At 71.5% G+C, this 17,535-nt stretch carries 17 protein-coding genes and 1 pseudogene; 13 read left to right on the forward strand and 5 right to left on the reverse strand.

Annotated features, from left to right (window positions below; translation table 11 throughout):
• Positions 1-195: 195 nt before the first annotated feature.
• Together ABZX67_RS02410 and ABZX67_RS02415 are read left to right on the forward strand one after the other, a co-directional pair.
• Complete coding sequence (locus ABZX67_RS02410) at positions 196-696, forward strand: hypothetical protein (RefSeq protein ID WP_355353174.1); 501 nt, start codon at positions 196-198, stop codon at positions 694-696.
• A 413-nt stretch (positions 697-1,109) separates the two neighbouring features.
• Positions 1,110-1,417: pseudogene (locus ABZX67_RS02415) on the forward strand (TIGR03842 family LLM class F420-dependent oxidoreductase); the annotation flags it as partial.
• A 504-nt stretch (positions 1,418-1,921) separates the two neighbouring features.
• Here ABZX67_RS02415 and ABZX67_RS02420 read toward each other — a convergent pair.
• Positions 1,922-2,599 carry a hemerythrin domain-containing protein gene (locus ABZX67_RS02420; RefSeq protein WP_355353177.1) on the reverse strand — a complete coding sequence of 226 codons (678 nt, stop codon included), beginning with the start codon at positions 2,597-2,599 and terminating at the stop codon, positions 1,922-1,924.
• A gap of 573 nt (positions 2,600-3,172) precedes the next feature.
• On the opposite strand from ABZX67_RS02420, the gene ABZX67_RS02425 reads away from it, so the two are divergent.
• From ABZX67_RS02425 to ABZX67_RS02445, 5 genes are all read left to right on the forward strand, one after another.
• Positions 3,173-3,868, forward strand: a complete 696-nt coding sequence (locus tag ABZX67_RS02425; RefSeq protein ID WP_355353180.1) for a DUF2071 domain-containing protein — start codon at positions 3,173-3,175, stop codon at positions 3,866-3,868.
• Between the two features lie 416 nt (positions 3,869-4,284).
• Positions 4,285-4,863 carry a hypothetical protein gene (locus tag ABZX67_RS02430; protein ID WP_355353183.1) on the forward strand — a complete coding sequence of 193 codons (579 nt, stop codon included), beginning with the start codon at positions 4,285-4,287 and terminating at the stop codon, positions 4,861-4,863.
• Between the two features lie 52 nt (positions 4,864-4,915).
• Positions 4,916-5,281 (forward strand): phage holin family protein, encoded by a 366-nt coding sequence (locus ABZX67_RS02435; protein ID WP_355353186.1) that lies wholly within the window; start codon positions 4,916-4,918, stop codon positions 5,279-5,281.
• Positions 5,257-5,940, forward strand: coding sequence for a DUF3618 domain-containing protein (locus tag ABZX67_RS02440; protein WP_355353189.1), 684 nt, complete (start codon positions 5,257-5,259; stop codon positions 5,938-5,940). Before ABZX67_RS02435 ends, ABZX67_RS02440 begins: the two co-directional genes overlap by 25 nt.
• Before the next feature lie 77 nt (positions 5,941-6,017).
• Positions 6,018-6,992: a YihY/virulence factor BrkB family protein gene (locus tag ABZX67_RS02445; RefSeq protein ID WP_355353192.1), complete on the forward strand. Its 975-nt coding sequence runs from the start codon at positions 6,018-6,020 to the stop codon at positions 6,990-6,992.
• A 569-nt stretch (positions 6,993-7,561) separates the two neighbouring features.
• Here the strand turns inward: ABZX67_RS02445 and ABZX67_RS02450 are convergent.
• The gene (locus ABZX67_RS02450; RefSeq protein ID WP_355353464.1) at positions 7,562-8,044 is read right to left on the reverse strand and encodes a VTT domain-containing protein; all 483 of its coding nucleotides are present in this window, start codon (positions 8,042-8,044) and stop codon (positions 7,562-7,564) included.
• Between the two features lie 200 nt (positions 8,045-8,244).
• Between ABZX67_RS02450 and ABZX67_RS02455 the strand changes: the two genes are divergently transcribed.
• Together ABZX67_RS02455 and ABZX67_RS02460 are read left to right on the forward strand one after the other, a co-directional pair.
• The gene (locus ABZX67_RS02455; protein ID WP_355353195.1) at positions 8,245-9,126 is read left to right on the forward strand and encodes a DUF72 domain-containing protein; all 882 of its coding nucleotides are present in this window, start codon (positions 8,245-8,247) and stop codon (positions 9,124-9,126) included.
• A 32-nt stretch (positions 9,127-9,158) separates the two neighbouring features.
• A complete protein-coding gene (locus ABZX67_RS02460; protein WP_355353198.1) occupies positions 9,159-9,305 on the forward strand; it encodes a hypothetical protein in 147 nt (48 codons plus the stop codon).
• Positions 9,306-9,317: 12 nt separating this feature from the next.
• On the opposite strand, the gene ABZX67_RS02465 is transcribed toward ABZX67_RS02460, so the two are convergent.
• Complete coding sequence (locus tag ABZX67_RS02465; protein ID WP_355353201.1) at positions 9,318-9,893, reverse strand: CchlQ; 576 nt, start codon at positions 9,891-9,893, stop codon at positions 9,318-9,320.
• Between the two features lie 146 nt (positions 9,894-10,039).
• Between ABZX67_RS02465 and ABZX67_RS02470 the strand changes: the two genes are divergently transcribed.
• Positions 10,040-10,315 carry a hypothetical protein gene (locus tag ABZX67_RS02470; RefSeq protein WP_355353204.1) on the forward strand — a complete coding sequence of 92 codons (276 nt, stop codon included), beginning with the start codon at positions 10,040-10,042 and terminating at the stop codon, positions 10,313-10,315.
• A 191-nt stretch (positions 10,316-10,506) separates the two neighbouring features.
• Positions 10,507-11,571, forward strand: coding sequence for a hypothetical protein (locus ABZX67_RS02475; RefSeq protein WP_355353207.1), 1,065 nt, complete (start codon positions 10,507-10,509; stop codon positions 11,569-11,571).
• Between the two features lie 68 nt (positions 11,572-11,639).
• Here ABZX67_RS02475 and ABZX67_RS02480 read toward each other — a convergent pair whose 3' ends face one another.
• Positions 11,640-13,250 carry an alpha/beta hydrolase gene (locus ABZX67_RS02480; protein WP_355353210.1) on the reverse strand — a complete coding sequence of 537 codons (1,611 nt, stop codon included), beginning with the start codon at positions 13,248-13,250 and terminating at the stop codon, positions 11,640-11,642.
• Positions 13,251-13,483: 233 nt separating this feature from the next.
• Here ABZX67_RS02480 and ABZX67_RS02485 point away from each other — a divergent pair, with 233 nt between their 5' ends.
• Both ABZX67_RS02485 and ABZX67_RS02490 read left to right on the forward strand, forming a co-directional pair.
• Complete coding sequence (locus ABZX67_RS02485) at positions 13,484-14,932, forward strand: MFS transporter (RefSeq protein ID WP_355353213.1); 1,449 nt, start codon at positions 13,484-13,486, stop codon at positions 14,930-14,932.
• A 77-nt stretch (positions 14,933-15,009) separates the two neighbouring features.
• On the forward strand, positions 15,010-16,410 hold the full coding sequence (locus ABZX67_RS02490; RefSeq protein WP_355353216.1) for an amidase: 1,401 nt from the start codon (positions 15,010-15,012) through the stop codon (positions 16,408-16,410).
• Between the two features lie 32 nt (positions 16,411-16,442).
• On the opposite strand, the gene ABZX67_RS02495 is transcribed toward ABZX67_RS02490, so the two are convergent.
• Positions 16,443-17,498 (reverse strand): lipoate--protein ligase family protein, encoded by a 1,056-nt coding sequence (locus tag ABZX67_RS02495; RefSeq protein WP_355353219.1) that lies wholly within the window; start codon positions 17,496-17,498, stop codon positions 16,443-16,445.
• Between the last annotated feature and the right edge of the window lie 37 nt (positions 17,499-17,535).

Consider the following 17,535-nt stretch of genomic DNA (forward strand, 5'->3'; position numbering starts at 1 on the left):
AACGCCCTCCGGTCGGCGGCCTTACGGCGTACGCTGGCAAGGCCCAACTGGTGAATTAGAAAGGCCACTTGGTGGATCCGCGGGGCTGGAAACTCGCCGTGGCAACCCTGTTCGGGCACCCTGGGCGCGGGTAGGCCATGCCTTGCCGCGCGCATGTTACGCGCGCGGATCCGGCTTCGACCGAGGGGGGCGTCAGTGCGAAACAGATTGGCTGGTCTGGGGCTCGGTGAAGTCCGCGGCGATTACGCCATCATCAACCCTGCGCTGGGCACCACGCTGCAGGTGCTGCGGGGGATGTTGCTGATCCTCTGGATCGCCCTGCTCGTCACCAGTGTCGTCAACCCGTCCGCGGTCGACGGCAATGCCGCTGTCGCGACAGCCGTGGTGGCCGCGGTGTACGCCCTGAAGTTCGGATGGCGCTGGCTGACCGCCCGGCTTGGTGTGAACAGGTGTTACCTGTGCTCGGACGGCGTGGCCGTCACCAACCTGTTCGGCCAGATACGCGACTCCGTGGCGTGGAACGAGGTGACCGGAGTGCGGCACAGGACAGTAGCGAGTCTCGTCATGGCCTGCCACCGCATCGAAATCTTCAGAAGCCGCTCCGCCACGCCCCTTTGGTTCGTGGCGCCGGGAGCGAAGTCCGCCCTAGTGCAGGCTCTGTTCGACGAGGGCAGGCGCAGCGGCGTACTCCAGTGATCTGTGCACGGGCGTTGACGGTGACTCCTGAACTGCAGCGGCGGTAGTTCGAGCGCGCCGCTCCGCTCAGCTACGAGCGTGGCGCCGGGCCATGACCTGGCTTGCCAGCTGCCGCAGACTCACCAATTCACCTGTAGATGGCCGATGGCCGATGGCAGGGATCGCTGGGGCTGCGCGCTGGTTGGCAACGTCGTCGCGTGTCTAGGCACTGTCCGGTTGATCTTGCCGACGGCGGCACGGCTGGCCGACGCCGTTGGCTGCGCGGCTTCTCCAGCTTTCGGAGATGTCTCCATTTCGCATCCAGCGAGAGCGGCCGGACGGCCGCTGGGTCGGAGCAGGGGAGAAGTGTCATTCGGCCACCGGGTGGGCGGGTGAGCAGGTAGCGTGCCCGCTGATCGTGCGTAAAGCGGTTCGCCGACCTGGTCGGCCGGCACGGCGAGCACTCGTCCATGGTCCCCGAGGCCCTCACCTCGTACATCAAGCAGCGCCAGGGCTGCGACTACAGCCACCACGGCCGCGCCGGAAACCCGTCCACGGACTTCGTCCCGGACGAGATCTCGACCGCTTCTGCCTGCTCGGCCCACCGGCCGCCCACATCGCGAAACTGAAGGAGCTCCGGGCCCTGGGCGTCGACCAGTTCGCCGTCTACGCCATGCACGACGCGAAGGAAGTAACGATCGACGCCTACGGCTCCGAGATCGTCCCAGCACTCATGGGCTGACAGTCCAAAGCAGCGACGCGCCGATGGGTGAGACGCACCCGGCACTGCTTCGAACCGGCAGGAGACCGAGAGCGCTGAGGCCAGGGGGACGCACGAGATGCGACCCAAGAGGAGGATCTTCTTGACCTGCCGTGGATTCGGCCTCGGCGACGGTGGCCGGCACGGCACGTGCATGGCTTTGAGGCGTGTGCGGACGCTGGACCGTTCTCTCGGCGATCCGGCGGTAGAACTCTTCGATGCCGAAGGTCTTGGCCTGCTGACCGCGCGCTGCGTGCAGCGTTTCGGCCACCGGCCGTCAGAGCCATGAGACCACTGATCAGCTGATCGGATTGGCCTTACCGCAGTACCTGCTGGACATCCGGTGTCATGGACGCGTGGGACTTCGACATTTCCTTGCGGATCATGCCGATCCACTCACTTCCTGGGATGCCATTCGGTGGCGGATCCGTGCGGATCGAGTAGCCCTCGGTGCGCTGCGGAAACCGCACCTCCGACCCCGCTCGGTCAGTGGCGTCCCCGGAGGCCCTTCGTGATCAGCCTGACGACGCCCAGGCAGGCCCCCGCCAGGGCGAGTGGCCAGCCGCGCAGCATTCGACTGCCGGCCGGGAGGAGATCTCGTGTCCGGTCGAAGGCGCTCAGGGGTACGCCGAGGACGGCGTTGACCGGTGGCCTCCGGGGCACCACGGGGTGGGGACGCGTGGGTGCGGTGCGGCGCACGGTTTCCCATGCCGAGCCGAGCCCGCGGAGGCGCGTCGTGTCGAGGCAGTCCTGCAGCCGGGGCAGCAGCAGATCCTCCTCGTCGCGGATGTCCTGACGGATCAGGGCGAATGCCTCGGCAGCGAGCTCGTCGTGACGTGGATCGTCCGGCCCGATCCTCTCCATCTCCGTGACCAGGTCGTTGATCTGCTGGTGCTCGTTCTCGACCCTCGAGGTCAGCTCCTCCCCATCGGTTGCGAGACGGCGAAGTGCGGGCCACAGGACGGTCTCTTCGGCGAAGGCGTGACTGAAGGTGAGCCGCACGATGTCCTTGAGGGTTCGCTGCCGCTCCTCCCGTGACCCGTGGCCCGACTCGTACAACGCCATCAAGCGGTCGAGCTCGGCGTGGTCCCGGCGCTGTCTGGCCAGGATGCTGGCGTTGCCGCCGAGCTGCTCGATGCTCTGTTCCGCGATCGACTGGGTCATGATCACCCTCCTGGGGCAGTGGTTCGGCTTGGCCGGGCGGGTTGGGCGGCACGCGGGACACCGGGCGCGATCATGCCGAGGCCGAGTACCAGGTGCGGCCAGATGCCGCCCGTCCGAGCGGTACGCCCAGATCACCCCGGCGATTACCCCACCCGGGGACTCCTAGACACGGCTCATCGGCGGCGCTCGCACAGCGGCCGGCCGACGTGCGGGTTACTTATCACCTCACGGGGAAGCCGACCGGTATGGAACGGCGCGATGCCGACGGCGGGAAACTCGGCGAGAACGAGTACCTTGCCGGCCCGGTACGGCGAATTCGGCGGGGTACCAGTGCGTTACACCAGTGCGTTACCGGCGACGCTTCCGGCCGGGGTAATCACCAGCTCGGAAGGGCATGACCATGAGTGACCCCATGACCGAGCCGGCACCTTCCCGGGCGGAGGGCGAGCGGGGGCCGGAACCAGAGCAGCGAATCGAAGAGCCCACAGGCGCCGACCGCCCCGACGTTCCGCGTACGACACCGTCACAGGCCGGGGGCGCACGCGGCACCGACCGGTGTTGAGCATGGCGGACATGGCCGCGCAACGGGTGCGCCTGCCGATGCTGCGGTGCTCCTGGGTCACCCAGTGCTTCATCCATTGGCCCTACCCGCCCGAAACAGTACGGCGACTCCTGCCCCACGGCCTGGAGGTGGATGAGTGCGCGGGCGCGGCGTGGGTCAGCCTCACCCCGTTCGTAATGGCGGATCTGCGCCCGCATCCGCTCCCGGCCGTGCCCGGGCTGCCCCGCTTCCCGGAGACCAACCTGCGGACGTACGTACGGCGTCCTGGCGGCCGACGCGGGTTGTGGTTCTTCTCGCTGGACGTCACCAACCCGCTCATGCCGGCTGCCCAGGCGGTCGGCGTCCCGTACCGGCTTGCCCGCCTGCACGTGGCACAGGAGGGTGACCGCCTGGAGTACACCGGCACACGACGCCGCGCCGACGTGTCCTACCGCCTGGCTGTCCGGTGTGGGGAGCGCATTACACAGCCGACGGACCTGGACATCTGGCTGACCTCCCGTTGGCGGGCCTACACCCGGCGTCTGGGCACGCTGTGGGAGGTGCCCGTCGAACACGAGCCGTGGCCCCTCGCCGGAGCTGCCATCGAATCGCTGGCGGAGAACCTGCGGGACGCCGCAGGACTTCCGCCGTGCGAAGCGGAGCCGCTGGTCCACTACTCGCCGGGCGTACGTGATGTACGGCTTGGCTTCGCCCGGCCGGCCAGGTGAGGCTACGGAGCCCAGCGTACGAGTGCCCGGCGTTCGGCCTCCCCGCCGTGCCAGGGGCAGCGCACCGGTCGTCCACGACTCTCGCGCCTCGGCCGGGCCACGTGCCCAGGACCCCGACGCCGCTGACCCGGCCTGGCGCACCGGGAAGCAGCGCCCCGCACCCGCATGACCACGGCGAGCCGGCGCACAGGCACCGTGCTACGGCCCGGTCGTACTGCCGGCGACGGGGTTGTCACTAGGGAGCGCCACGGAGGTTCTCGACTATTGGTCCTTTTGCGTGGATTCGCCGGTAGGTACAGACTGATCACAGGGAATCCATGGGGCATGGGCGCGGCTTCGGCATATCGGCCGAAGGGGGAGCGCGACGGTGTGTCCGATCAGCCCCGTTCCTGCTCAGGGCGTGCAAGGAGGAGCCCATGAGTGGTGAGTCCGCAGACATTACCGGACGTGCGCAGCACGTGGGGCAGACAGCGAAAGAGCAGGCATCGGCCACGGCCGGTGAGGCAAAGCAGGCCGCCACTAAGGTCGCTGGAACGGCTGCCGACCAAGTCAAGGCAGTGACGGGGGAGGCGCGGCAGCAGGCCGGCACCGTGGTACAGGAACTGCGGGGCCGCGTGACCGACCAGGCGCAGAGCCAGACTCAGCGTGCGGCGGGTGCGTTGCGGCAGTGGGCCGACGACCTGGGAAGTATGGCGCAGAACGCGCCCGGTGATTCCCCCGCTCGCACCCTGGTGGAGCAGGCGGCGGATGGCGGGCATCGCGTGGCGGAGTACCTGGACGAACAAGGCCCCGCGGGTCTGATGGGGAATCTGCAGGATTTCGCCCGTCGACGGCCGGGAGCGTTCCTGGCCGGCGCGGCGCTGAGCGGCTTGGTGATCGGCAGGTTGGCCAAGGCCGGCAGCAAGGCCGGCTCTTCCTCGCAGAGCTCCTCGACGACCCCGGCTGCTGTTGAAGGTGCCGTACGGCCCGAGCTGCCGGGTTATCCGGAGGCATGAGATGTCCTCGATACCGCCGCAGCCGCCAGAGTCACGCAAGCAGGACAGCTCAGTGCCGGAGCTTCTGTCCGAGGTGACTTCGGATATTCAGACGTTGTTCCGGAAGGAGATCGAGCTGGCCAAGGCGGAGATCCGCGAGGAGGCCACCAAGGCGGGCAAGGCCGCTGGAATGTTCGGCGGGGCCGGGTTCGCCGGCTACATGGTGGCCCTGTTTCTCTCCCTGGCGGCCATGTTCGCCCTGGCCAACGTGATGGACACCGGATGGGCCGCATTGCTGGTCACCGGAGTGTGGGCAGCGATCGGTGGCGTGCTGTTCGCACTGGGTCGCTCCCGGATGCGGAGCGTGTCGCCGAAGCCCGAGCAGACCGTGCAGACGCTGAAGGAGGACGCGCAATGGGCACGTCACCCGACCAGATAAGGGCCGACATAGAAGCGACCCGCGACAAATTGTCCGGTGACATCGATCAGCTGGCCGACCGCACCAGCCCCCGCCGCATGGCGCACCGCCGCACTGAACGGGTCCGCGCAGCCGCCTCGGGTCTCAGGGAGCGGGTCATGGGCACCGTTGCCAGTTCTCCGGGGCAGGCCCGGGGCGGCGCGCGGCAGGTAGCGCAGTCGGTGCAGGAGGGCGCGGGCCAGGCCGCGAGTACGGTCCGTGAGACCGCGGAACAGGCAGGGGAGGCGGTCCGTAGTGCGCCTGAAACGGCCGTGCGGCAAACGCAGGGCAGTCCGTTGGCAGCTGGGCTGATCGCTTTCGGCACCGGGCTGCTGGTCGCCTCACTTCTGCCCGTCTCCCAGGCCGAGCAGCAGGCAGCCTCCGAGCTGTCCGACAAAGCGGGCCCGGCGATCGAGCCGGTCAAACAAGCAGCGGTCGAATCTGCTCAGCAATTGAAGGAGGGCGCTACCGAGGCGGCACAGCAGGCCGCCCAGGAGGTCAAGGAGACCGCCGCCCAGGCCGCCCGTACCACCGGGGAGCAGGCCCGCGAGCAGGCCGGGCAGGTCAGCGAGCAGACCCGGCAGTCCACCGGCGCTGTGGCCGGCGAAGCCCGTGAGCAAACCCCGCGTCCCCAGTCGTGAAATCCCCGCCGGCGCCACTTTGCGTAGGCGCTGGCGGTGGACGATGCCCGGGCTGCGGTTTTCGCACGAGTGAGGCCATGATGCGACACCATGCAGATGGCGACGGTGCTTCGCGCGCCGGTGGGCACGAGCAGTCGCCGGCCGAGAAGCCGACGGACCTGCCCAAGAAGTCCTGGGGCGGTGTGCTGAAGCGCACCATGAAGGAGTTCAAGGAGGACAACCTGACCGACTGGGCAGCCGCCCTCACGTACTACGGGGTGTTGTCCATCTTCCCCGCTCTGCTGGCGCTGGTGTCGGTCCTGGGCCTGCTGGGCAGCTCCACCATCAAGCCGCTGATCGACAATCTGGGCAGCCTCGCCCCCGGCGCCGCACGCGACATCCTGAACAGCATGCTGACGCAGCTGCAGAGCAGCCAGGGCAAGGCAGGTCTCGCGCTGATCATCGGAATCGCGGTCGCCCTGTGGTCGGCTTCCGGATACATCGCGGCCTTCATGCGCGCCTCCAACGCCGTCTACGACATCGGCGAAGGACGGCCGGTGTGGAAGACCCTGCCCACACGGCTTGCCATCACCCTGGTCGTGATCGTGCTGCTGGCCGCCATGGCGGTCGGCGTGATCTTCACCGGCACCCTGGCCAAGAAAGCCGGCGAAGTCCTGGGCGTCGGCGATACGGCCATCACCGTATGGAACATCGCCAAGTGGCCCGTACTCATCCTGCTGTTCAGCCTGGTGCTCGCCCTGCTCTACTGGGCGTCCCCGAACGTCAAACGAGGCTTTCGCTGGGTGAGCCCCGGCAGCATCCTCGCCGTGGTCATCTGGATCATCGCCTCGGCCCTCTTCGCGCTGTACGTGGCCAATTTCTCCAGCTACGACAAGACCTACGGCAGCCTCGCGGCCGTCATCATCTTCCTGATCTGGCTGTGGATCTCCAACATCGCCATCCTCCTCGGCCTGGAGTTCAACGCCGAACTCGAACGCGGCCGTGCCCTGGACGCAGGGCACCCGCCGGGAGAAGAGCCCTACGTCGAGCCCCGCGACACCCGCAAACTCTGAGCCTCGCGACTTCATTACCGAATTACCGGCACCGTCAAGCCGCACGTCGACGCGGAGAGCGCCGTTGAGTCCTTTGGAACTGGTTGAGCCGCGTTGCTGAGGTGGAAGGTTGCCGATGCCGTGACCATGTGCGGTGATGCACGTGGGCGGGTGGCACCGCGTGCACCGGAGTGTCCTGCGGTTCTTGGTTTGCTTCACGGCGCTGGGCTGAGACCGGCGTTGTTCATGATTCCGGTGACCGCCCTGTCATGGCAGACGGCCCCTGGTCTTCCCCGCGGGGACCAGAGGTTGTCGAGGTCAGGAGGCGGTCCAGGATGGTCGCGTTCGACGACCCACCTGCGGGGCAGGACGAGAACCCGGCGGCGGCTGACGGTCTTGACCGTGAGGTTGAGGTGCTGTTGAGGCTAGCGGGTCAGGCTGCCGTTTCGCGGCAGGTCGGAGGCTCGGCCTCTGGCGGCAGCGCGGCGCCCGAGCGGCGATGGAAGTTGCCCTGGAGACGTCCGAGTCCGTGAATGAGGTCCTGCAGGACGTTCGCGAACTAGATCAGGCGCCCGCCCTCGCGGACGGGCTCACGATTCCTCGGCCTCGGTGTCACCGGAGGACAGGGTCGCCCTTCCCCTGCGGTACACCACCACCCCGCACACCGCGAGGAGGAGGACGGCCACGGCGGACACCCCGAGCGCCGTCTGCTCGGCGAAGAGCCTTCTCAGTACGTCGAGCGCACCGAGCCCTGCGGTCGCGTAGATCAGCGCCCAGGCCGCCCCGCCCACGAACAGGGCGGGGAGGTAGCGCGGCAACGGCATGCGCATGCTGCCGGCCAGGAAGTTGGCGGCGGTCTGGAAACCGACGGTCAGGAAGGAGACGGCCACCACCGGCGCGCCCCACCGCTGGATCGCCCGCTCGGCGCGCCGGAACTTCGCCGAGGAGGTCCGCTCGGCGAACCTGCTGCGCCGGGCACCGGCGCCGGCGAGCCACCCGACGGCGAACGTCCCTCCGGCGCGAAGCAGCACGATGACATACAGGGCTCCGGCCGTGAGCGCGATCCTAGCCACCACCGTCTCTCACCTGCGCCCTGCCTCTGTCCGTTCCGTCCTATGGGTTGCCACCTGCGGCACCGGAACCCGAACCTGCAGCCAAGAAAGGTCACCCTAACCGAACGCGCATGCGGGGTACAGGGCGCCACCCGAGGAACGACAAGCCGAAGGCACTCCGGGCCGTGGGAGCCGACCAAGCGCGGGGTATGCGGGCGGGCATGGGTGAGATCCTGATCGGTACATGCTCCTGGACGGACAAGGCACTCGTGGCCAGCGGGTGGTACCCGCCGGGGCGGCGGGACCCGGAGGGGCGGCTGCGGCACTACGCCGAGCACTTCCCCGTGGTGGAGGTCGACGCGACCTACTACGCACTGCCCAGCACGCGCAACAGCCTCCTGTGGGCCGAACGCACCCCGCCCGGCTTCCGCTTCGACGTCAAGGCGTTCTCCCTCCTCACCGGCCACCCGACCCGCAGCGCCGCCCTGCCCGCCGACCTGCGCGACCGGCCCCTCACCACCCGCGACCCCGGACTCCTCGACGAGATCTGGCACCGTTTCAGCGAAGCCCTCCGGCCGCTGCGGGACACGGGCCGCCTCGGCACCCTGCTGTTCCAGTTCCCGCCCTGGTTCGCCCCCGGCGCGCGGTCCGAGGCCGCCCTCCGGCACACCCGGCGACGCGCCGCCGGCTGGCCCGTGGCCGTGGAGTTCCGGCACCCCGGCTGGTGGCGGGAGGACCACCGGGCTCGTACCACCGCCCTGCTGAGGGAGCTGAACGCCGCCGCCGTGGCCGTGGACACGCCGCAGGGCCTGCCCACCTCGATACCCCCGGTCACCCCGGTCGCCTCACCCGAGCTGGCGGTGGTGCGCTTCCACGGACGCAGCCCCGAGTGGGGCACGGGCACCAAGGAGGACCGCTTCCGCCACACCTACGTGGAAGACGAGCTGCGCGAGTGGCGGCCCCGCCTCCGCGCCCTGGCCGAGCGCGTCACGCAGCTGCACGTCCTGTTCAACAACTGCTGCGCCGACGCGGCCGTACGTGCCGCCGCGTCCATGCGGCGCATCTTGGGCCCGTGCACACATCCGTCGGACGTCTCCGGGTAGGAGATCGGTACAGACAGACCTCAGGAGGAGCCATGTCCGGACTGATGGCACGCATCCAGCGCTTCACCCGCAGCCCGCAGGGCCGGCGGACCATCGCCTCGGCGCGCCGCGCCGCCGCCGACCCGCGCAACCGCACCCGGGCCCGCGGACTGCTCGCCCGGCTCCGCGGGCGCCGGTGACGCGGATCGGCCTCAAGCTGAAGAGCTGAACGGGCGCCGCTCGGTCCCCGCCGAGCCCCCCGTAAGACACAGAGAGCAGCGCTCCCTGCCGTCCCAGTCCGCCCACCCGAAGACGCCGGGCGACAGGGAGCGCCCCTCCAACTCGTCGCGTACCGCGACCCGGTAGTCCCACACCGACGCGATGTACGGGTGGTAGACGTCGTGGAAGCGGGGCTGGGACAGCAGGGCGCCCGCGGCGACGGCGCGCCGCAGCGCGCGCAGCTGCTCGAACATGGCCTGCCCGGCCGCGGCGACCGGCGCCGCGGCGTCGATGAACAGCCGCTCCCGCACCTCGTAGATGCGCGCGTCGGCGAGCGCGGCACGGCTCGCCGCCTCCCGGTCGAGGGAGGGGTGCGGGTCCTGGGCCAGTTCACGCAGCCGCGTGTGGGCGGTGCCCGCCGCCGAGATGAAGTCGATGTACACCTCGCGCCGCAGCGCGCCGAGACCCCGTCCCTGCTCCTGCCGGGTCCGCAGCCGGTCGGCGAGCACCGTCCCCGCTATCGCGATGACCGCGCCCCCGAGCGTCGCCACCAACGTCAACCACTCCACCCCGAGCCCCCCTGCTCCGCCCTGCCCGCTGCGGTGGCGGCACCGTAGCATCCACCGCCGACACCACCCCTGTCGCGCACCGCCCAGCGCCCCCTGGGCGGCGGCGACCCGGACTCGGGTTCACCCCGGACGGAGTGGTGCGGCGCGTGCTGCACGCCCCCGGCATGGCGCCGGGCAAGCCGCGCAACGACTCGCCCCCGGCGACCTTGCGGTCGCTGGCGCACTGCGCGGGGCGCCAGCGCCTCCACGCGGCACCGCGCGTGCGGCTGCACTGCGCGCCGGGGACGGCGGCGGACGGGCGCGAGGAGCCGCTCGTGCGGCAGCTGCGGGCCCTGGGGCTGGACGGAGCCCGGCCGCTGTGGGTGCTGAGCGCGCCGCGGTACCAGGCGCGGCGCGGTTCCGGAGCGGCGCTGCCGCGCTGAGGCGGATACCGCGCCGGTACGAGGACGTGACGAGGGAAGCGAGGGAGCCGGTCCCTCGGCACCAAGCACGCCCCCCGGAACGGTGCCGCCGAGGACCGCGTCCGCCCGGCCGCCCGGCGTCAACGCGTACGCGTGGCCGGCTGAAACACCCCCGCGCGTCGGTCTGCTCGGCCATGCGAAACGATGACCGTATGAACGCACAACGGGGAAGCGCTGAAACCGAAGAAGAATCCGTCGCGGGTCTCGCCCGGCGACTCGTCGCGGCGGACACCGGCGGCTGGACGCCCGACGGGGTGAGGGCCTTGGCGGCCGAGCTCGGCTGGGCCTGGGAGGGCACACCGGAGAAGCCGGTCCTGATCACCGGCCGGGCCGCGGGCAACGCCCGCCTGCGCCCGGTCGGCAGGTTCGAGGAGCCTTACACCGACGGGGAGTCGTACGTGGAGCTCGCGGTCCCCGTGGCGACCGCCTCTTCCGACGCCGCGGCGCAGGCCGCCGCCTTCCGCGCCGTCAGGGAGGAGGTGACCGCGGCGCTGGGCAAACCGTCCATCATGGGTTCGCACGGCGACCTGGGCCCCTTCTACGACAGCGGGCCGATCTGGGGTGCGCCCTTCCTGCGCTGGCGCGGCAGGCCCGAGACCCTGGAGCTGCGCGCCGGGACGTCGGGGCCGGAGCTCGTCCTGCAGCCCACCGACCCGGCGGAGAACTGGTTCTGGCGTCAGGGCATCGGCGAGGAGCACGCGATCAGCGGCTTCTTCGGCAGCACCCGGGGCCCGGCCAACTCCGGTCTCGGCTTCCCCGGCGGGTGGCGAGCCCGCAGCTGGGAGACCGTCATCCGGTCGCTGGACGACTTCCTGGGGGCCCTGCCCGCCGAGACCACCGCCCTCGGCATCAGGATCGGGATGCCGATCTACGGAAGCACCGACCGCGGCGCACCCCTCCTCTTCGACGTGGCCTGCGGCGACCGGCTGACGATCGGCTGCTTCGCCCCGGACGACGTCGATCCGGCCGCGCTCGGCTGGGGCACGGTGGCCGAGCACCCGAACACGGCGTCGCTCTACGACGATGACGATCCGGTGTGGCGTGTGGACGCGGGCGGCCCCGGTGAGCCGAAGGGCCGGGCGCTCGCGGAGATGCTCGTGGCGACGGCCAGGGCGGTGGGCGTGAGCGAACCCACCGACCTGGTCGTCGGCGGCGAGGCCGAGTACGTGGACGGCTACGACGTCAGGTACTACGGGCTGGGCCTGCCGACCGGCTGACGCCCACCGCCGTGTCCGCCGGAGCGGGTTCCCGCGAGGGAAGGCCCCGCTCCGACGGGCGAGCGGGGTCAGCGTGCCGTCATCGCCGGGACCCCCGGAGGCGTCGGCAGCGGAAGCCGCGTGCGGGCCGGCTGGTCGGCGGCGGCCGGCGTGCGGCAGGCGAGGTCCTTCGCCGGGAGCTTGCCGGTGGTCAGGTAGGCCGTGGCGGTCTTGTCGGCGCAGGACTTGGTGCCGTAGACGCCGTGGCCCTCTCCGCCCAGGACCGTCACCATGCGCGCGCCCTTCATGGCCTTGCGCAGGCCCTGACCGCTGATCAGCGGCGTCTGGGAGTCCCACTCGTTCTGCAGGATCAGCGCGCCGACCTTGTTGTTCACCGTGGTGGCGGGCTCATTGCCGTGCTTCCAGAACGCGCACGGCATGATGTTCGACGCGAAGTCGCCGTACAGCGGGTACCTGGCCTTGTCGCGGATCGCGTCGCGGCGGTACTGCTCGGGGTCGCGCGGCCAGGCCCGGGTGTCGGCGCACACGACGGCCCAGAAGGCCGCGTCGCCGTTGTCCGACGGCACGTCGGCCCGGGCGAACGACGGCGGCGCGGGGCGCGCCGGGCGCGGCGACGAGCCGCTGTCCCGGGACGGGGCGGCCTTCTGGCCCGAGGCGGCCTTCTTCAGCTCGGCGACCCGCTCGGCGGCGCTCTGCACGTAGAAGAAGACGGCCCGCTCGGCGCGGATGTCGTCGCCGGTCATGGGTGTCCCGTCGACGTCGATGGGCTTGCGGTCGGCCCGGGCGACCAGGTCCCAGTACGCCTTGCGGACCTTCGCCGGGGTGTCGCCCAGCCCGTACGTCTTGTGGCGCTGGGCGGTCCACTCGGTCCAGCGCGTGAACGCGGGCTCGGCGCCCTCGGCCCACACCTGGATCATGCCCCGCCAGGCGCGCTGGGGGTCGACGGCGCTGTCCAGCACGAACCGGTCCGCCCGGTGGGGGAACATCTGCGTGTAGACGGCTCCGAGGTACGTTCCGTAGGAGTACCCGAGGTACGAGATCTTCTTCTCGCCGAGCACGCCGCGGATGACGTCCATGTCGCGGGCCGTGTTGCGGGTGGTGAGGTGGGGCAGGGCCGCGCCGCCCTTGGCCCGGCACTTGTCGGCGACCGTACGCGCCCACTTCACGTCCTTGGCGAACGTCGCCGCCTTGTACGGGCGCATCCAGTCGAGCTCGTCGTCCGCGAGGCCGCAGCCGACCGGGGTGCTCCGGCCGACGCCGCGCGGGTCGAAGCCGATGAGGTCGTACTGCTTCTTCACGGCCGCGGGCAGTTCGGGCCCCAGGTACAGGGGCATGTCCAGCCCCGACCCGCCCGGGCCTCCGGGGTTGAGCAGGAGCACGCCGCGGCGTTCCTTGGCGCTGCTCGCCTTCAGCCGCGACACCGCGATGTCGATCTGCTTGCCGCCGGGGCGGCTGTAGTCGAGCGGCACCTTGAGGGTCGCGCACTGGAAGGCGGCGGGGCTCTCGGCGTCGCACCGCTTCCACTGCGGCTTCTGCTGCAGGTACCGCTGCAGGGGGTCCGCGGTGGCGGGACGGGAAGGCGCCGAAGGGGCGGCGGACGCGGTGGCGGGCGCGAGGGCGGGGATCAGGGTCGCGACGGCGCCCACGGCCAGAAGAGGGGCTATTCGTCTGCTTCGCACAATGATGCCGTTCCTTGTGAAGGAGGCGATTGGGACCCACCTACCCTCTCGGAAACGGGAGTTGGGCGAATCCACCGCCGGACCCCTTGCGCCTCCGACCGCAGGAGTAGGCAACGGCCCGGCGAATGGTCCCCCCGGCGGAGAACGCGATCTGCCGTTTTCCCGTCCGGGGTACGGGGACGCGTGGGGGCGCACGCCCATGGAGACGACCGAGCAAGGGGGTTGAGCACCACATGCAGCAACGATCCGGCCTGTCACCGCGTGACACCCCGTCAGAACGGCGGAAGCCGGGGCCGCTGGGGCTGCCGCGGGACTTCTGGCTGCTCTGGACCGCGGCAGCGGTCTCCGGGCTCGGCGACGGACTCGAACTGAGCGCCTTCCCCCTGCTGGCGAGCCACTGGACCCAGGACCCGCTGCTCGTCTCCGCGGCCGCCGCCGCGGCACAGGCGCCCTGGTTGTTCCTCGGGCTGCTGGTGGGCGGACTGGTCGACCGCTGGGACCGCAAGAAGGTGCTGCTGATCGCCGACGGCTGCCGCGCCCTGCTTGTCATGGCCCTGGCGGTGGCGGTGGCCCTCGGCAGGGGGAACATCTGGCTGCTGCTGGCCGTGCTGTTCGCTCTGGGAACGGCTCAGATCTTCTTCGACACCTCGGTGCAGGCGGTGATTCCCTCCGTGGTCGGGTCGGGCTCGCTGGTCCGCGCCAACAGCCTCCTCCAGGGCAGCGCGACCGTGCTCGTGCAGTTCGTGGGTCCGGCGGCGGGCGCCGCCCTGTTCGCGTTCGCGCAGTGGCTGCCCGCCGGCATCGACGCGGTCAGCTACCTGCTGGGAGTGGTGCTGCTGGCCGGTGTCCGGGGCCGCTTCCGCCCGCGCCGGGCGTCCTCGGCGGCGACCACGTCCTTGCGGCACAGCGTCGCCGAGGGACTGCGCTGGCTGCGCGGCGACACGGTGGTGCGCGTGCTCGCCCTGGCGACGGTTCTGCTGGGCATGGGGAGCGCTGCCGCCTGGGGCGTCATGGTCCTGTTCGCCCGGCAGCAGTGGCACCTCACGGGAGCCGGCTACGGTCTGCTGCTGACGGCGAGCGCCCTGGGCAGCGTCGCAGGCTCCCTGGTCGCGGCCCCGCTGGCTCGGCGACTGCCCCCTCGGCTGTTGCCGGTCGGCTCCGCCGTCGGATCGGCGGCGTCCTTCGGCCTGCTCACGGTCTCCCGCTCCGCCGCGGTCGCCGGGGCCCTGCTGGCCGTCAACGGACTGATGGTGGTGGTGTGGAACGTGGTCACGGTCTCCGAGCGCCAGGCCCGCGTCCCGGACGCGCTCACCGGCCGGGTCACCGCCGCCTACCGCGTCCTCGCCTGGGGGAGCATGCCGCTCGGGGGACTCGTGGGCGGTGCGCTGGCCTCCGCCCTCGGGCTGCGCTCGGCCGTCCTGCTGGCAGCCCTGCTGCTCGCCTCGGCCGCCGTGCTGGTCGCCGTGGGATGGGGTCCGTCGGCGTCCGACGCCGGGAAGGCGGCAGGTGAGGCGGCGAGGAAGGCGACAACAACCGACGCGGAAGGCTCCGCCGATCTGCAGGCGCCGCTCGCGTACGGGGCCCACCTGCGCTCGCGGGCCGGGGCGGACGCCCGCGCCCTGAGCAGGTCGGTGACGGCGGCTCCCGGCACGCTCGCCCCGGCGGCCGGCGGTGCCGCCTGACAGAGCCGCCTCGCCGCACGGACAACTGGCCGACCGACCGGCTGACAGCCTTACTTACCGTCCAGTAAGCTCCGGCCATGTCCACCCCCGCCATAGCCGGACTCGCCGATTCCGTACGCGCGCTGACGGAGGGTCAGGTCACCTCCGCCGCCCTCGTCCAGGCCTCCCTCGACCGGATCGAGGCCACCCGGTCCACGGTGAACGCCTTCCGCCTCGTCCGCGACGCCGAGGCCGTCCTCGCGGAGGCCGAGGAGGCCGACCGCCGCCTCGCGGCGGGGGAGCGGGCCCCGCTGCTCGGCGTACCGGTCGCCGTCAAGGACGACACCGACGTCGCCGGACTCCCCACCGCCTTCGGCTGCCGCGGCGACCTCCCGGCGGCGAGCGCCGACGGGGAGGCCGTGCGGCGGCTGCGTGCCGCGGGCGCCGTCATCGTCGGCAAGACCAACACCTGCGAGCTGGGCCAGTGGGCCTTCACCGAGGGCCCCGCCTTCGGCGCCACCCGCAACCCCTGGCACACCGGCCACACGCCCGGCGGCTCGTCCGGCGGCTCGGCGGCCGCCGTCGCCGCCGGGCTGGTCCCCGCCGCGCTCGGCTCCGACGGCGCCGGGTCCATCCGCATACCCGCCGCCTGGACGCACCTGGTCGGCATCAAGCCGCAGCGCGGCCGCGTCTCCGTACACCCGTACAACGACTGCTTCGAGGGCCTGACGGTGAACGGCCCCCTCGCCCGTACGGTCGCCGACGCCGCGCTGCTCCTCGACGCCGTCTCGGGCGCGCACCCCTCCGAGCGCCACCACCCGGCAGCCATCGACGCCTCCGCCGCCGCGCGCCGCGAGCCCGGGCGGCTCCGCATCGCGCTCGCGTGGCGCTCCGCGTTCACCGCCACCCGCAACCCCCTCCACCCCGACATACGCCGTGCCGTCACCGACCTCGCCGAGGCCCTCGCCGGCCTGGGCCACACCGTCGAGGAGGCCCGCCCCCGCTACGGCCTGATCGGGCTGAGCTTCCTGCCGCGCGCCACCGCGGGCATCGCCGCGTACGCCGACCGCCACCCGGCCCCCGCCCTGCTGGACCCGCGCACCCGCGGCGCCACCCGGACCGGCCACCGCCTCGGCGGCCGCGCCCTGCGTGCCGCCCGGTCCCTCGAACCCCGCCAGCACCGCCGGATCGGGGCCCTCTTCGCCACGTACGACGTCCTCCTGACGCCCACCACCGCGGCGCCGCCGCCCCCCGTCGGCACCTTCGACGGCCTCGCCGCCTGGCGCACCGACCTCACCATGGCGGCGGCCTGCCCGTACGCCTGGCCCTGGAACGTCCTCGGCTGGCCCGGCGTGAACGTCCCCGCCGGCTTCACGATGGAGGGCCTCCCGGTCGGCGCCCAACTCCTCGGCCCGGCCGGCAGCGAGGAACGCCTGATCTCGCTCGCCGCGCAGCTGGAGGCCGACCGCCGCTGGGACCTCCTCCGCCCGCCCCCTTGAGCAAAGCGCCCCAAGACCGCGTCCAGGGATTGCTAGGGAACCCGTGCCGTCCACTCCGGCGAGGAGAACTTCGTCTCCGCCAGCTCCCTCGCCCGCGCCATCTCCTCGGCCGTGACCGTGCCGTCCGTCAGCCCGTACCGCTCGCGGAAGGATCCGATCATCCGCTGGATGACCGTGGCGCGCGGCAGGCCGGTCTGGCGGCGCAGCGGGTCCACGCGCTTCTTCGCGCTCGTCGTGCCCTTGTCGGAGAGCTTCTCGCGGCCGATGCGCAGCACCTCCGTCATCTTCTCCGCGTCGATGTCGTACGACATCGTCACGTGGTGCAGCACCGCGCCCTCCCCGCCGACGATCCGCTTCTGCGCCGCACCCGCGATCTTGCCCGCCTCCGTGGCGATGTCGTTGAGGGGCTGGTACCAGGCCTTGATGCCCATGTCGCCGAGCGCGCCCAGCACCCAGTCGTCGAGGTAGGCGTAGCTGTCCGTGAAGGACAACCCCTTGACCAGGGCCTCGGGGACGGAGAGCGAGTAGGTGATGGTGTTGCCCGGCTCGATGAACATCGCGCCGCCGCCGCTGATCCGGCGCACCACCGTGATGCCGTGCCGCTCGGCCGCCTCGGCGTCGACCTCGTTGCGCAGCGACTGGAAGCTGCCGATCACCACGGCCGGCGCGCCCCACTCCCACACGCGCAGCGTCGGCGGCCGGCGCCCGGCCGCGACCTCGGCGGTCAGCACCTCGTCCAGCGCCATGTGCAGCGCGGGCGACTGCGGCCCGTCGTGGACCAGCTGCCAGTCGTAGTCGGTCCAGTCCGTGGCGTGCGCGAGGGCCCGCCGTACGGCGACCCCGATGCCCTCGCTGGTCAGCCCGAACATCTCCGTCCCCGGCGGCAGCGCCGCGTCGATGCGCGCCGCCAGCCCGGAGGCGTCGGTGTCGGCGGGGGCGCCCTCCAGGGCCCGGTCGATGGCGTCCAGCGCGTCGTCGGGCTCCAGGAAGAAGTCCCCGGCGACCCGCACCCGCCGCAGGACGCCGTCCTCGGCGTCCAGATCGACCGTGATCAGCTTCCCGCCGGGGACCTTGTACTCACCGTGCACCGTGCGCCCTTCCTGCCGGGGCCTCCACGGTATCCGG

Source organism: Streptomyces sp. NPDC003036, assembly GCF_040611175.1.
In the GTDB taxonomy this organism is placed as follows: Bacteria; Actinomycetota; Actinomycetes; order Streptomycetales; family Streptomycetaceae; genus Streptomyces.